The following is a 13,672-nucleotide window of genomic DNA, read 5'->3' as shown; positions in this document are numbered from 1 at the left end:
CGACATGAAACGACCCGAGGAGCTCCGCAGCCACCGGTGGTTCGGCGGCGACGAGCTGCGCAACTTCAGCCACCGCGCCCGCAGCCGTCAGCTCGGCTACAACCCGGAAGAGCACCTCGGCAAACCGGTCATCGGGATCCTCAACACGTGGTCGGACGTCAACCCCTGCCACATGCACCTGCGCGAACGCGCCGAGCAGGTCAAACGCGGCGTCTGGCAGGCCGGCGGCTTCCCGCTGGAGTTCCCGGTGGCGACGCTGTCGGAGACGTACCAGAAGCCGACCCCGATGCTCTACCGCAACCTCCTCGCCATGGAGACCGAGGAGATCCTGCGGTCCTACCCGATCGACGGCGCCGTCCTGATGGGCGGCTGCGACAAGACCACGCCGGCGTTGCTGATGGGCGCGGCCAGCGCCGGGCTGCCCGCGATCTTCGTCCCGGCCGGGCCGATGCTGCGCGGGCACTGGCGCAACGAGGTCCTCGGCAGCGGTACCGACATGTGGAAGTACTGGGACGACAAGCGCGCCGGCCTGATCGGCGACGCCGAAATGTCCGAACTGGAGCGCGGTCTCGCCCGGTCGCCCGGGCACTGCATGACGATGGGGACGGCGTCGACGATGACGTCGGCCGCCGAGGTGCTGGGGATGACCCTGCCGGGCGCGGCGTCGATCCCCGCCGTCGACTCGGCCCACCACCGGATGGCCGCGGCGAGCGGCGCCCGGATCGTCGGCATGGTCTGGGAAGACCTGACGATCGGGCAGATCCTCGACAAGCGGGCGTATGCGGACGCGATCACCACGGTGCTCGCGCTCGGCGGCTCGACCAACGCCGTGATCCACCTGATCGCGATGGCCGGGCGCAGCGGGATCCCGCTGTCGCCCGCCGACTTCGACACGATCGCGCGGCGCGTCCCGGTGCTGGCGAACATCCGGCCCGGCGGCGACTGGCTGATGGAGGACTTCTACTACGCGGGCGGCCTGCCCGGCCTGCTGTCGCGGCTGACCGACCTGCTGCACGTCGACCGGCTCACCGTCACCGGCCGCACCTTGGGCGCCGACCTCGCGGCGGCCCGGGTGCACGACAACGACGTCATCCGGCCGCGCGACAACCCTGTCGCGGCCGAGGGCGGGGTCGCGGTGCTGCACGGCAACCTGGCGCCGTCGGGGGCGGTGATCAAGCACATCGCGGCCGAGCCGCACCTGCTGACGCACACCGGCCCGGCGGTGGTGTTCGAGAACTACCCGGACCTCAAGAAGCGGATCGACGACCCGTCGATCACGGCGGATTCGGTGCTGGTGCTGCGGGGTTCGGGCCCGCTCGGCGGCCCGGGCATGCCGGAGTACGGGATGCTGCCGATCCCTTCGCACCTGCTGACCGCGGGGGTCCGCGACATGGTCCGGATTTCGGACGCCCGGATGAGCGGCACCAGCTACGGCGCGTGCGTGCTGCACGTGGCCCCGGAGTCCCACGTGGGCGGGCCGCTGGCGCTGGTCCGCGACGGTGACCTGATCACCCTGGACGTCCCGTCGCGACGGTTGCACTTGGACGTGTCCGATGAGGAGCTGGAACGGCGTCGCGCCGCCTGGGTGGCACCGGCCCCGCGGTTCGAGCGCGGTTACGGGGTGCTCTACAGCGACCACATCACGCAGGCGGACGAAGGCTGTGACTTCGACTTCCTGGCCCGCGCGGGCCACAACCCGGAGCCCGACGCGGGCTGAGGTACCCGTCCGTGACCGGTTCATCCCCCGTTAGGGCGAGTCGTACGTCTTGTCCGGGTGCCCCGTACGCTGAGGCCGTCACCGGCGCGAACCGTCGCCGCGTTGAAGGGGTGGAGAAGTGCCGTACGAACCGCGCTGGCCCGAGACACACGGTGAGCAGACGGACGTCCTGCCGGTCGTCCGCCCCGACACCGAACCCGAGCCGGCCGCCAAGAAGCCGAACCTGCGCAAGGCCGGCCTCATCGCCGGCGGCGTGTTCGGCCTGCTGGTCGTCATCTACGGCGTCGACCTGCTGGTCAGCCAGGGCAGCGTCCCGCGCGGGGTGACCGTCGCCGGGGTGGACGTCGGCGGCATGGACCGCGACGCCGCCGAGCAGCAGCTGCGCGGGGAGATCGAGCCGCGGCTCACGCGCCCGCTGGCCGTCAGCGCGGGCGACGTCCAGGGCACGCTGTCGCCGACGCTCGCCGGGCTGAAGCTCGACTGGGCGCAGACCCTCGACCAGGCCGGCGAGCAGCCCCTGAACCCCTTCACACGCCTGTCGTCGCTGTTCTCCAGCCGCGAGGTCGGCGTCGTCAGCCACGCCGACGACACCAAGCTCGCCGCCGCGCTCGACAGCCTCCGCGGCCAGGTCGACCGCGAGCCCGCCGAAGGCACCGTGAAGTTCGAGGGCACGAACCCGGTCGCCGTCCTGCCGAAGCCCGGGCAGAAGCTCGACGTCGAGGCCGCGAAGGCCGCCGTCGTCGAGAAGTGGGCGCGCGGGGAGACCTTGGCGCTGCCGGTGACCAGCACGCCGGTCCGGACCACGCCCGAAGGCGTCCAGGCGGCGCTGGAGCAGTTCGCACGCCCCGCCGTCGCCGGCCCGCTGGTGGTCAAGGGCGAGGGCAAGGACGCCACCGTGAAGCCGGACGCGATCGCCGCCGCGCTCACCTTCGAGCCCGCCGAGGGCGGCGGACTGACCCCGAAGATCGACAACACGAAGATCGTCGAAGCCGCCGGGCCGCAGCTGAAGTCCACCGAGAAGGAGGGCAAGGAGGCGTCCATCGTCTTCGAAGGGGGCAAGCCCACGGTGGACCCGTCGACCGACGGCCGCACCATCGACTGGGACCCCAGCCTCAAGCCGCTGCCCGACGTCCTCAAGAAGGCCGACGGGCGCGAGGTCCCGGCGATCTACAAGGACGCCCCGGCGAAGGTCACGACCGACCAGGCGAACCAGCTCGGCGTCAAGGAGGTCGTCGGCGAGTTCACCACCGGCGGCTTCGCGGCCGACTCCGGCACCAACATCAAGGTCGTCGCGCAGAAGGTCAACGGGGCGATCGTCAAGCCCGGGGAAACCTTCAGCCTCAACGGGTTCACCGGCCCGCGCGGCAAGCCGCAAGGGTACGTCGAGGCGGGTGTGATCAAGGACGGCGCCCCGGGGCGCGAGGTCGGCGGCGGCATCTCGCAGTTCGCGACCACGCTGTACAACGCGTCGTACTTCGCGGGCATGAAGGACGCGGGGCACAAGGAGCACAGCTACTACATCAGCCGCTACCCGGCCGCGCGCGAGGCCACGGTGTTCCAGAACCCCAACGGCTCCAGCGTGATCGACCTCAAGTTCACCAACGACTCGCCGACCGGCATCGCGATCCAGGCGATCTGGTCGCCGTCGTCGATCACGGTGAAGCTGTGGGGCACCAAGCGTTACACCGTCGAGTCGATCCCCGGCGGCCGCTCCAACCCGAGCGACCCGCAGGCCAAGCCGGGCCCGGCCGAGAACTGCCACGCCTCCAACGGCGCGCCGGGGTTCACCACGAGCGACACCCGCGTGCTCAAGGACGTCGCGACCGGCCGTGAAGTCGGCCGCTCGACCCGGACGGTCCACTACAACCCGCAACCGAAAATCACCTGCGACCCCTCCTAACGGCCGTTCACCCAGCGCGTACGCGCAGGTACAGTGAGTGCTTCCGGCGAGCCACCGGAGGCGCCATGGCGGCACGAGCGGTCAGCTTCCGCGACGTCCTCGCAGTGTCGGAGTTCCGGGCGCTGTTCTCGGCGCAGCTGGTCACGGTCACCGGGGACCAGCTGGCGCGGGTCGCGCTGTCGATCCTGGTGTACGACCGCACGAACTCGCCCGGCTGGGCCGCGCTGACCTACGCGCTGACGTTCCTGCCCGACCTCGTCGGCGGGCCCCTGCTGGCCGGGCTGGCCGACCGCCACCCGCCGCGGACGGTGATGGTCACCGCCGACCTGCTGCGCGCGGGCGCGGTGGCGGTCATGGCCGTGCCCGGGATGCCGCTGCCCGCCGTGGCGGCTCTGCTCGTCGGCGTCCAGCTGCTCAACCCGGTGTGGAACTCGGCGCGCGCCGCGCTGCTGCCGCAGGTGCTGCCGGACGAGGCGTTCGTGCCCGGGATGGGCCTGCTGATGATCCTCGTGCAGGCGGGCCAGGTCGCCGGGTTCGCGCTCGGCGGGCTGCTGGTGGCCGCCGCCGGCACCGGCGGCGCGCTGCTCGCCGACGCGGGGAGTTTTGCGCTGTCGGCGGTGTTCCTGGCCGCCGGGGTGCGCGCCCGGCCGCCACGGGCCGAGGCCGGCGTGCGCTGGTGGCGGCACGTCCGGGCGGGCTGGACGGTGGTCGTCGGCGACCGGCGACGGCTCGCGCTGGTCGCGCTCGGCTGCGTGTCCGGGATCTACATCGCGGGCGAGGCGATCGCGGCCCCGTACGCGGCCGAGCTGGGCGGCGGCGCGGTGGTCGTCGGGCTGCTGCTCGGGTCGTACGCGCTGGGCAACGTGCTGGGAATGGCCGCCCTGTCGAGGGTGCCGCCGCCCCGGCGCGCCCGGCTGCTGGGGCCGCTCGCGGTGCTGGCGTGCGCGGCGCTGCTGGGCTGCGCGCTGCGGCCGGACCTCGAAGGCACGCTCGTGCTGCTGACGTTGTCGGGCGTGGCGAGCTCGTACAACCTCATCGCGAACACGACGTTCGTGCAGCTGACCCCCGACGCCCAGCGCGCGCAGGCGTTCGGCTTCGCCCTGACGGCGCTGAGGGTGTCGCAGGGCCTGGGTGTGGTGCTGGCCGGGCTCGCGGCGGAACGCACGGCCCCGCATGGGGTTGTCGCGGCGGCTGGGGCCATCGGAGTGCTCGCCGCGGCGGGGGCGGCCACGCTGTGGCGGCGCGCGCAGCCGCGACCCGAACAGGCGTGAAGCCGGCGCCCGCGCGGAGTGGTCGCCCGCTGCGGCGCGCGCAACCGCGACCCGAACCGGCGTGAAGCCGGCGCCCCCGGTGACCGGCCCCGCCACGGGGGCGCAGTCACCGGGCGCCGGGTCATCGGGTGCTGTTCAGAAGCGCGTCCAGTCGGTCGGCCGCTGGCCCTGGCGCCCGGTCCAGTCGGTCGGGCACGCGGGCAGGCGTGACGAGACGTCGGAGTCGGCCCAGTCGGTCGGGAGCTGGTGCGCGGTCCAGTCGGTGGGCAGTTCGCGCGCGGTCCAGTCGGTCGGCAGCTGCCGCGGGGTCCAGTCGGTCGGGATCGCGCGGGTCCAGTCGGTGGGGAGCTGCCGGGTCCAGTCGGTCGGCCGCTGCGCGCGACGGCGGGACGGGACGATGTTGGCGTTGGGCAGGAAGTGCGACATGATTTCTCCTGTTCGTACGAATCTTGCACGGTGCGTGACCGATCGGTAGCCCGACCAGCCTAGTGACACACCGCGTTCATTCGATTACAGTGACGATTTCCGCGAAGTTCCGTCCTGAGAAGAGGGGCGTTTCGTGGGATTGTCCGGGTCCCAAGGGCGAAAGCCCAGCTCAGAACGTCCACGATCAGGTCTCCGTACGTGGGCAGTATGGAAGCTGCCCACGCCGTTGTTCGGTTATGTCCTGGTGGTCGACACACTGGCCTTGGTCGCGATCGCGGCGACCGCCGGCTTGGTGCCGATCACCGGTCAGTCCGCGCTCTGGTGTGGACTGATCCTGGCCGGCGAAGTCGTGCATCTCGAAGCGGCGCAACGCATCGAGCGCATCCGCGAGCTGGCCGCCGACGGCCGGCCGCACATGCACCTGCAGTCGATCTGGATCTTCGCCGGGCTGCTCCTGCTGCCCCCGCCGCTGGCCACGCTCGTCATCGTCGTCAGTTACGTCCATTCCTGGGTCCGGGTGTACAAACGACGTGGCGTAATTCACCGGAAAGTGTTCTCCGGCGCCACTGTCATCCTCGCCTGCACGGCCGCGGGCGCCGTGCTTTCCGCCGGAACCGGTGGCGAGCTCGCGCCTTACGTCCCTTATCTGGACGGGTTCGGCGGGATGCTCGCGCTGCTGGTGTCCGGAATCGTGTACTTCGGGCTCAACTACGTGCTGGTGATCCTGGCGATCGTGCTGAGCAACCCGGGCAAGCCGCCGCGGCAGGCGTTCGGCAACCCCTCCGACGTGCTGATCGTGCTGGCGGCGGTCGGCGTCGGGTGCGGTATCGCGCTGGTGATGACGGTCCGGCCGTGGCTGCTGCCGGTGCTGATGGTGACGCCGGTGGCGCTGCACGTCGGGCTGCTGCTGCCGCAGTTCCAGGCCGCCGCGCGCACGGACTCCAAGACGGCGCTGCTGGCGCCGGAGTTCTGGGTCCAGCTGGCGCACAACGAGCTGGCGCGCGCCGCCGAGCTGTCGTCGACGGCGGGCGTGCTGATGATCGACATCGACCACTTCAAGGCCATCGACGACGGCAACGGCCACCTGGCCGGCGACGAGGTGCTGCGCGCGATCGCGGCGGCGATCCAGAGCTCGGTCCGCGGCGGCGACTACGTCGGCCGCTTCGGCGGCGACGAGTTCGTGGTCCTGCTCCCGGGCGCGACGAGCGCCGAAATCGCGTCGATCGCCGACCGCATCCGGGCGTCGATCGCCCGGGTCGAGGTGCGCGTCCCGGTGATCCGCCCGGGCAAACCCGAGGTGATCAGCGGCCTGACCGCGTCGATCGGCGCGGCGGTGTACCCGGAAACGGCCACCGAGTACACAATTCTGCTGCAGGCCGCGGACGACGCGGTGTTCGAAGCGAAGGCGGCGGGCCGCGACCGGGTCGTCCTGGCCGACGCCCGGAGCGAGCTGACCCGCCCGGAAATCCCCGACGCCCGGTAAGCGCCCAAGGCGGCCTTGGTTGCGTCTGACGCACCGAAGGCCGCCTCGGGGCGCTCGGGTCAGGGCAGAGTGGCGAGGGACTCTTCGAGCGTGGCTTCGGACAGCTCGTTGTCCACCATGTCCCCGGCGAGATAAGCGCCGTACGCCGGGAGGTCCAGGTGCGCGTGGCCGCACAACGCCGTGAGGATCACCTTCTCCTCACCGGTTTCCTTGCACCGCAACGCTTCCTGGATGCACGCCGCGAGCGCGTGGGTCGGCTCGGGTGCCGGGATGATGCCCTCGGACCGGGCGAACCGGACGCCCGCCGCGAAGCACTCCTGCTGGCCGACGGCGATCGCCTCGATCAGGCCGAGCTCGTAGATGTGCGAGATCAGCGGGGACATCCCGTGGTAGCGCAGGCCGCCCGCGTGGATCGGGTCCGGGATGAACTCGTGGCCGAGCGTGTGCATCTTCAGCAACGGCGTGAGCCCCGCCGTGTCGCCGAAGTCGTACGCGTACTTCCCGCGCGTCAGCGACGGGCACGCGGCCGGCTCGACCGCGCGGATCACCGGGTCCATCTTCCCGGCGAGCTTCTCGCGCAGGAACGGGAACGCGAGCCCGCCGAAGTTCGAGCCGCCGCCGGTGCAGCCGACGAGGACGTCCGGGGTGTCGCCGGCCAGCTCGAACTGCTTCAGCGCCTCTTCGCCGATGATCGTCTGGTGCAGCAGCACGTGGTTGAGCACGCTGCCCAGCGCGTACCGCGTGTCCGGGTCCTGCGCCGCCTGCTCGACGGCCTCGCTGATCGCGATGCCGAGGCTGCCGGTCGAGCCGGGGTTCTCCGCGAGGATGGCCTTGCCGGACTCGGTCAGCTCGGACGGGCTGGGGTGCACCGTCGCGCCGAAGACCTCCATCATCAGCTTGCGGTAGGGCTTCTGGTCGTACGACGCGCGGACCTGCCAGACCTCGCACTCCAGCCCGAACTGGGCGCAGGCGAACGCGAGCGCGCTCCCCCACTGGCCGGCGCCGGTCTCGGTGGTCAGCCGGGCGACACCCTCCTGCGCGTTGTAGAACGCCTGCGGCACGGCGGTGTTCGGCTTGTGGGAGCCGACCGGGCTGACACCCTCGTACTTGTAGTAGATCCGCGCCGGCGTGCCCAGCGCCTTCTCGAGCCGTCGCGCGCGGAACAGCGGCGACGGGCGCCACAGCTTGTAGACCTCCCGGACCTCCTCCGGAATGTCGACATAGCGCTCCCCGGTCACCTCCTGCTCGATGAGCGCCTGCGGGAACAGCGGCGCCAGGTCCGCCGGCCCGACGGGCTCGCGGGTGCCCGGGTGCAGCGGCGGCGGTGGCGGCTCCGGAAGGTCGGGGACGACGTTGTACCACCGGGTGGGGAGATCGGCCTCGTCCAGGACGTACTTGGTCTGCTCAGCCATCGCGCCTCCTTGGTCGGTCTCCCAACTTAGGACGCGCGCGCCCGCGGAGCCAGTACGGTGACCGGGTGGGGAACCTGGTGCTGATCGACGCTCCGTCCAACCTGGGCCTGCGCCCGCCCGCCGAAGGCGCGGCGCCCGGCTGTTACAAGACTCCCGGCGTGCTGCGCGACCTCGGCATCCTCGACCGCCTGGGCGCTTCCGACGGCGGAGTCGTGACGCCTGGGCGGTACGTGGGCACCTGGCAGCCGGGGGACGGCGTCCGCAACTCGGCGGCGATCGCGTCCTACACCCGGGCGCTGGCGACGCGGGTGGCGGCGGTCCGGTCGTCCGGCGGCTTCCCGGTGGTGCTGGGCGGCGACTGTTCGATCTCGCTGGGCGCGATGCTGGCGCTGCGCCGCGAAGGCCGCTTCGGCATCGCCTACCTCGACGGCCACGACGACTTCCGCCACCTCGGCGTCGCGGACCACGTCGGCGCGGCGGCGGGCGAGGACCTGGCGATCATGACCGGCCGCGGCGCCGACGACCTCGCCGACATCGACGGCCTGCGCCCGTACGTGCGCGACAGCGACGTCGTCGTGCTGGGCGTCCGCGAGGCGGAGTCGGCCGAGCTGCGCGCGGCCGGGATCTCCTACGCCACCTCGGAAAACCTGTCGGTACCGGCCGCGCTGGCCGCGGCGTCGGCGGCGTTCTCGGGCCTGGACGGCTTCTGGGTCCACGTCGACATCGACGTCCTCGACCCCGAGTTCGTGTCCGCAGTGGACAGCCCGGACCCCGGCGGCCTCGATCCGTCCACTTTGGTCACCTTGCTGCGCGGCCTGCTCGCCATCCCGGGCGCGGCGGGCTTCGAGCTGACGGTGTTCGACCCCGATCTCGACCCGGACGGCCGCCAGGCCGCGCTGGTCGCCGGCATCCTGGAAAGGGTCATGGCATGAGCGGTCTCCCCCTGCCGGAGTGGGTGCCCCCGTCCGGGCGCGGGCCCGGCTTGGTGCTGGTCCAGGAGATCTTCGGCCTGGACGGCTACCTGCGCTCGGTGGCGGCGGAGCTGGCCGCCGCCGGGTACGTCGTGACGGTCCCGGAGCTGTTCTGGCGGACGGCGCCGGGCTGGTCGTCCACGCACGACGAAGCGGGCGTGGCGGCGTCGATGGCGGTGGCCGGCGAGTTCGACCCGGCGCTGGGGCTCGCGGACGTCCTGACGGCGGTGGCGCACCTCCGGTCCCACCCTTCGGTCACCGGAGGGGTGGGAGTGCTGGGCTTCTGCCTGGGCGGCTCACTGGCGTTCGCGGCGGCGGCCGCGGGCGACCCGGACGTCGCGGTGTCGTTCTACGGCTCGACGGTGCCGGCGCAGATCGCGGACCTGGCGAAGATCACGTGCCCGATCCAGTTCCACTTCGGCGGGCAGGACCCGTACATTCCCCGCTCGGACGTCGCGGTGGTCGAGGCCGCGGTGGCCGCCCACCCGGGCGCGGAGATCCACGTCCAGGAGGAGGCGGGACACGCGTTCCACAACAACGTGGCCCCGATGTTCCACCACCCGGCAGCGGCGGCGCGGGCGTGGATGTTGACGACGGACTTCCTGGGCCGCACCCTGCCGACGCCGGGGGGCCTCACGCAGGAGTGAGATGCCGGCAGAGCGCGGTGGGGGAAGGCCGGCCGGCGACGCGGTTCGCGGGGCCGGTGTGGCGGCCGCAGGTCGCGGATCAGCCAGTTCCGGTCGCACGCCCGGGACCTCGGCCTGCGCGACCCACGCCTTGGCGCAGTGTCCGGCGGGCGGCTCACACCCGAAATCTTGTCGCGCTGCCTCCAGCCGCCGCCACGCGTCCCCGGCCGGGACCGGCCCGCAGTCCGGGCCCGGCCGGACGTCGACGACCCACGCGAAGCGGCCCATCGGCGGAGCCGCCGCGGGTGCTGGTCTTCGGCGCAGCGGTACCCCTCAAGGTTGCCGGTGCTCGGTCGGCGGCACCGTCTCGACGATCTCGGCAAAACCGACGATCCGGGGCCCCTCGGCCATCGACAGCCGCCACCCGGGCACGACCGGCGGCCACAGCTCGGGCACGAGCGGGTGCAGCCGCACCAGCGCCTCTTCCCCAGGCGCAAGGGTCGTCACCGACTCCAGCGTCAAAGGCGCGTCGTGGCTTTCCGGGTGGACATCCGGCGGGAAGACCCAGTGCGCCCGGTAACCGGAGTGGATCGGGGTGCGACGGCCACCCTCCGCCGCCGTCAAGAGCCGCAGGCGGGCGCGGAGGTACCCGCGGCCGGGTTCGGCCGCGGTCCACCGGTCGTGCTCACGATCCATGCCGAGATCATGCCGTCCGTAAGGGAGCCGACGTGAGCAGGCCACCTGCTGTTCGCGTCGGCTCAAGCAGGCGGGCATACCGTCCGGTCGCCGGAGGACTCCCTTGAAAACCGAATGAGGCAGATCATGCGCGAAAACCAGGCCGGACCGAACCGACGGTCCTTCCTGCGCAACGCGGGGCTGGCCGGTGTCGGCGCGACGGCGCTGAGCGCGCTCGGCGCCGCGCCGGCCGAGGCCGACACCGCGACCAGCGCCGACCGGGGCCGGTGGCGCCCCGACGGTGAGAGCCGCCAGTTCACCGTCGCCGTGATGCCGGACACCCAGTACCTCTACTGGGGCAGCCAGAACAGCATCAACCCGGAGCCGCAGGAAGCGTCGCTGCGGTACGTCATCGAGAACAGCGGCAAACCGGACCGCAACATCGTCTTCCTCGCCCACCTCGGCGACCTGACGCAGGACGCCGACGTCACGTCGTTCCAGGCCGTCGACAAGACGTTCAAGATCGCCGACGCGGGCGGCATCGCCTACAGCGTGCTCGCGGGCAACCACGACGTGTCCGGGGACGACACCCGCGGCACCACGCCGTACCTGCAGACGATGGGCCCGCAGCGGTTCCGCCGGCAGAAGTCGTTCCTCGGCTCCGACGCGAGCGGTTACAACACCGCGCACGTCTTCCGCGGCGGCGGGCGCGAGTGGCTGCTGCTGGCCATGGACTGGCGCACGTCGGCCGCGGGGTTCGAGTTTGCCAACGATGTCATCCGGACGTACCCGCAGCTGCCGGTGATCCTCACCTGCCACGAGATCGTCGCGCCGACCTACGGCGACGAGGTCTACCCGTACGAGTCGGGTGACGCCGAGAACAACGCCGAGCTCTCCGGGTACGGCCAGACCGTGTGGGACTCGCTGATCAAGGACAACGACCAGATCTTCCTCACGCTCAACGGCCACTACTGGCCCTCGGGCCGCACGACGAAGAAGAACACCGCCGGCCACGACGTGCACCTGCACATCACGAACTACCAGAACCGGTACATGAGCGGCGGCGGCATGCTGCGGCTGTACCACTTCGACCTCGAGCGCGACACGATCGACGTCGAGACGATCTCGCCGTGGATCCTCGAGAAGGACCCCGCGAAGCGCAACCGCATGGAGGTCCTGGAGTCGCGGCTCACCACGGCCGTCGACCGGTTCTCGATGCCCTTCGACTTCGAGCAGCGCTTCGCCGGTTTCATCCCGGTGCCGGTCCGCCCGGCGCGGCCGGCGAACAAGGTGCTCGTGCCGGGCACGCTCGCGTACTGGCGCTTTGACAACGTTGGCGCGAACGGCAGCGCGGTCACGGCGAGCCAGCGCGTGCGCGACCTGTCGGGCCACGGCAACGACCTCACGCTGCAGTCCGTCGCGGGCACCGCCCCGGATGCCCTGACCTGGACCGACGACCACCACCCCGACCAGCCGGGCCACGCCAGCCTCCGCTTCGCCGGCGGCAAGAACCCGCTGCACGGCGCGTACCTGACCACGGGCTCGCGCGCGCCGTTGAACACCGAGACGTTCAAGCGCGGCTACACGATCGAGACGTTCGTCAAGATCCCGCGCGACTGGGACGGCGGCGCCAACGGCAACATGCCGGTCCTGGTCCGCCGCGGCGCGTCCGGCGACGCGGGCAAGCACGGGAAGAACACCGACCCGAAAGAGCCGGTGGCCCAGCTCATGACCACGAACAACGGTCGTGAGGTGCAGTTCAACTGCTACCCGCTCAGCCAGACCTACCCGACGACCAACTGGAGCCACGGCCTGGCCGAAGACCAGTGGTGGCACCTCGCGGTCGTCAACGACGGCCACCACACGAAGGTGTACGTCGAGAGCTCCCCGGTGGCCGACAACCCGTTCACGGACTCCGTCGGCATCGCGTCCCTGGGTTTGACGTGGCTCCTCGGCGGCCACGAGTACGGCGGCGCGCTCGACAACGTGTTCCACGGCTGGATCGGCGACGTCCGGATCGTCGACCACGCCCTGCGCCCGGACGAGTTCCTGACCCGGTGATCCCACACCGGTGTCGTCTACAGTCGCCACCAGCGCAGACGCCGAGTTCGACCCCGGAGGAACCATGCCCCGCACCGTGGACTTCGTCACCGTGTCGACCGACGGCCTCGAGTCGTCGCCGGTTGCCGATGCGCTTGCCGGGCTGCGGGCGAACGAGGCGCGGTACTTCAAGAACAAGTACGACCACGTCTTCACGGTCGAGCCCGCCGCCGACGCCGCCTCGACCGTCGACTGGGTGCACCGGATCCTCAAGGAGGAGCGCGACATCGTCGTCTCCTCTCCCGCGCTCGAAGCCACCGGCTTCCAGGTCGAGAACATCCGGATGGCCTACGTCTTCTACCGGAGCGGCCTGTCGATCAACGTCATGTACACGCTCGAGGACGCGGGGAAACGAGCGGTCGGGTTCAAGCTCTCCGACGGCATGGACGTTCCCGAGGAGCTCGCCGCCTTCAAGTTCGCCCGCCAGAAGTCGAAGCTGGCCGGCACCATCCGCGGCTCCTACTTCGTCATCAAGAACGAGTACTGACGCCGGACCGGCGCGCCGTGTTCGTGATGAGGACGGCCACCAGCTCCGCCAGCGCCACCGCGTCCGCCGGATCGTCGGCGCGCCGGGCGAGCGCGCGGATCGGACCCACCTGGTCGAGCGTGATCCCCACCCCGGCCAGCAGGAACGTGAGCGCCAGGAAGGCCGCCCGGGCGTTCCCGTCCTCGAACGGGTGGAAGAAGCAGACGTCGAGGTAGACCCGCGCGGCACGAGCGGGCAGACCCAGGTCGGCGGCGTGGGCCTGCGCCAGACAGCGGTCGAACTCACCACGCAGGCCGGGACTCACGCCGTACCGCTCGCGACCGGCCTTCGCGAACGCCGGGCGGGACCGGAACGGCGCCTCGGCGACCCCCAAGACCAGCCGCTGCCACGCGCCGAGCACCTCGAAGCTCAGCTCCACCCCGGACTCGGCGTCCGCACGAGCTCGGGCGAGCGCCGCCCGCAGACGTTCGGCGCGGGCCGGGTCGCGGAGACGGTCCCGGGTGCCGATGTCGTGCACCGGCCCGTCGCGCCGCGGAACGACACCCACGGGCGCGACCTCACGAACCCCTTGCCACGGAACGGAATCCCGGAGCGCGAGCCACAC

General features: G+C 71.6%; 12 protein-coding genes. 8 read left to right on the top strand and 4 right to left on the bottom strand.

Translation table 11 applies throughout. The annotated features are described in order from the left end of the window. Positions 1-4: 4 nt before the first annotated feature. The 3 genes from araD (at position 5) to ACZ61C_RS07705 (ending at position 4,888) form a co-directional block, all read left to right on the top strand. A complete protein-coding gene (gene araD, locus ACZ61C_RS07715) occupies positions 5-1,717 on the top strand; it encodes an L-arabinonate dehydratase (RefSeq protein ID WP_465303998.1) in 1,713 nt (570 codons plus the stop codon). A 118-nt stretch (positions 1,718-1,835) separates the two neighbouring features. Continuing rightward, complete coding sequence (locus ACZ61C_RS07710) at positions 1,836-3,617, top strand: VanW family protein (protein ID WP_465303996.1); 1,782 nt, start codon at positions 1,836-1,838, stop codon at positions 3,615-3,617. 65 nt (positions 3,618-3,682) lie between these two features. Next, positions 3,683-4,888, top strand: a complete 1,206-nt coding sequence (locus ACZ61C_RS07705) for an MFS transporter (RefSeq protein ID WP_465303994.1) — start codon at positions 3,683-3,685, stop codon at positions 4,886-4,888. A gap of 135 nt (positions 4,889-5,023) precedes the next feature. On the opposite strand, the gene ACZ61C_RS07700 is transcribed toward ACZ61C_RS07705, so the two are convergent. Beyond that, a complete protein-coding gene (locus ACZ61C_RS07700; RefSeq protein WP_465303992.1) occupies positions 5,024-5,314 on the bottom strand; it encodes a hypothetical protein in 291 nt (96 codons plus the stop codon). A gap of 244 nt (positions 5,315-5,558) precedes the next feature. On the opposite strand from ACZ61C_RS07700, the gene ACZ61C_RS07695 reads away from it, so the two are divergent. Next, positions 5,559-6,797 carry a diguanylate cyclase gene (locus ACZ61C_RS07695; protein ID WP_465303990.1) on the top strand — a complete coding sequence of 413 codons (1,239 nt, stop codon included), beginning with the start codon at positions 5,559-5,561 and terminating at the stop codon, positions 6,795-6,797. A 59-nt stretch (positions 6,798-6,856) separates the two neighbouring features. Here ACZ61C_RS07695 and ACZ61C_RS07690 read toward each other — a convergent pair whose 3' ends face one another. After that, positions 6,857-8,209 (bottom strand): TrpB-like pyridoxal phosphate-dependent enzyme, encoded by a 1,353-nt coding sequence (locus ACZ61C_RS07690; protein ID WP_465303988.1) that lies wholly within the window; start codon positions 8,207-8,209, stop codon positions 6,857-6,859. A gap of 65 nt (positions 8,210-8,274) precedes the next feature. Here ACZ61C_RS07690 and ACZ61C_RS07685 point away from each other — a divergent pair, with 65 nt between their 5' ends. Both ACZ61C_RS07685 and ACZ61C_RS07680 read left to right on the top strand, forming a co-directional pair. Then, entirely contained in the window at positions 8,275-9,141 is an 867-nt protein-coding gene (locus ACZ61C_RS07685; RefSeq protein WP_465303986.1) for an arginase family protein, read from the top strand. After that, complete coding sequence (locus ACZ61C_RS07680) at positions 9,138-9,827, top strand: dienelactone hydrolase family protein (protein ID WP_465303984.1); 690 nt, start codon at positions 9,138-9,140, stop codon at positions 9,825-9,827. The genes ACZ61C_RS07685 and ACZ61C_RS07680 overlap by 4 nt, the downstream gene beginning before the upstream one ends. A gap of 312 nt (positions 9,828-10,139) precedes the next feature. Here the strand turns inward: ACZ61C_RS07680 and ACZ61C_RS07675 are convergent, their stop codons facing one another. After that, positions 10,140-10,502, bottom strand: a complete 363-nt coding sequence (locus ACZ61C_RS07675) for a hypothetical protein (protein ID WP_465303982.1) — start codon at positions 10,500-10,502, stop codon at positions 10,140-10,142. Positions 10,503-10,628: 126 nt separating this feature from the next. Between ACZ61C_RS07675 and ACZ61C_RS07670 the strand changes: the two genes are divergently transcribed. After that, entirely contained in the window at positions 10,629-12,542 is a 1,914-nt protein-coding gene (locus tag ACZ61C_RS07670) for a LamG-like jellyroll fold domain-containing protein (RefSeq protein ID WP_465303980.1), read from the top strand. Between the two features lie 64 nt (positions 12,543-12,606). Continuing rightward, positions 12,607-13,068: a phage tail protein gene (locus ACZ61C_RS07665; RefSeq protein WP_465303978.1), complete on the top strand. Its 462-nt coding sequence runs from the start codon at positions 12,607-12,609 to the stop codon at positions 13,066-13,068. Here the strand turns inward: ACZ61C_RS07665 and ACZ61C_RS07660 are convergent. Next, positions 13,052-13,615, bottom strand: coding sequence for a Fic family protein (locus ACZ61C_RS07660; protein ID WP_465303976.1), 564 nt, complete (start codon positions 13,613-13,615; stop codon positions 13,052-13,054). The two genes, ACZ61C_RS07665 and ACZ61C_RS07660, sit on opposite strands and share 17 nt — an antisense overlap. Positions 13,616-13,672: the final 57 nt, after the last annotated feature.

The sequence above is a fragment of the Amycolatopsis sp. NPDC104587 genome (assembly GCF_055583645.1).
Note: the sequence above shows the minus strand (reverse complement) of the source record. Positions and strands in the feature narration are given on the sequence as shown.

Bases quoted from the DNA above. Each gene is read 5' to 3' on its own strand.
- araD (WP_465303998.1), top strand. From the start codon at position 5: ATGAAACGACCCGAGGAGCTCCGCAGCCACCGGTGGTTCGGCGGCGAC.
- ACZ61C_RS07705 (WP_465303994.1), top strand. From the start codon at position 3,683: ATGGCGGCACGAGCGGTCAGCTTCCGCGACGTCCTCGCAGTGTCGGAG.
- ACZ61C_RS07700 (WP_465303992.1), bottom strand. From the start codon at position 5,314: ATGTCGCACTTCCTGCCCAACGCCAACATCGTCCCGTCCCGCCGTCGC.
- ACZ61C_RS07690 (WP_465303988.1), bottom strand. From the start codon at position 8,209: ATGGCTGAGCAGACCAAGTACGTCCTGGACGAGGCCGATCTCCCCACC.
- ACZ61C_RS07680 (WP_465303984.1), top strand. From the start codon at position 9,138: ATGAGCGGTCTCCCCCTGCCGGAGTGGGTGCCCCCGTCCGGGCGCGGG.
- ACZ61C_RS07675 (WP_465303982.1), bottom strand. From the start codon at position 10,502: ATGGATCGTGAGCACGACCGGTGGACCGCGGCCGAACCCGGCCGCGGG.
- ACZ61C_RS07670 (WP_465303980.1), top strand. From the start codon at position 10,629: ATGCGCGAAAACCAGGCCGGACCGAACCGACGGTCCTTCCTGCGCAAC.
- ACZ61C_RS07665 (WP_465303978.1), top strand. From the start codon at position 12,607: ATGCCCCGCACCGTGGACTTCGTCACCGTGTCGACCGACGGCCTCGAG.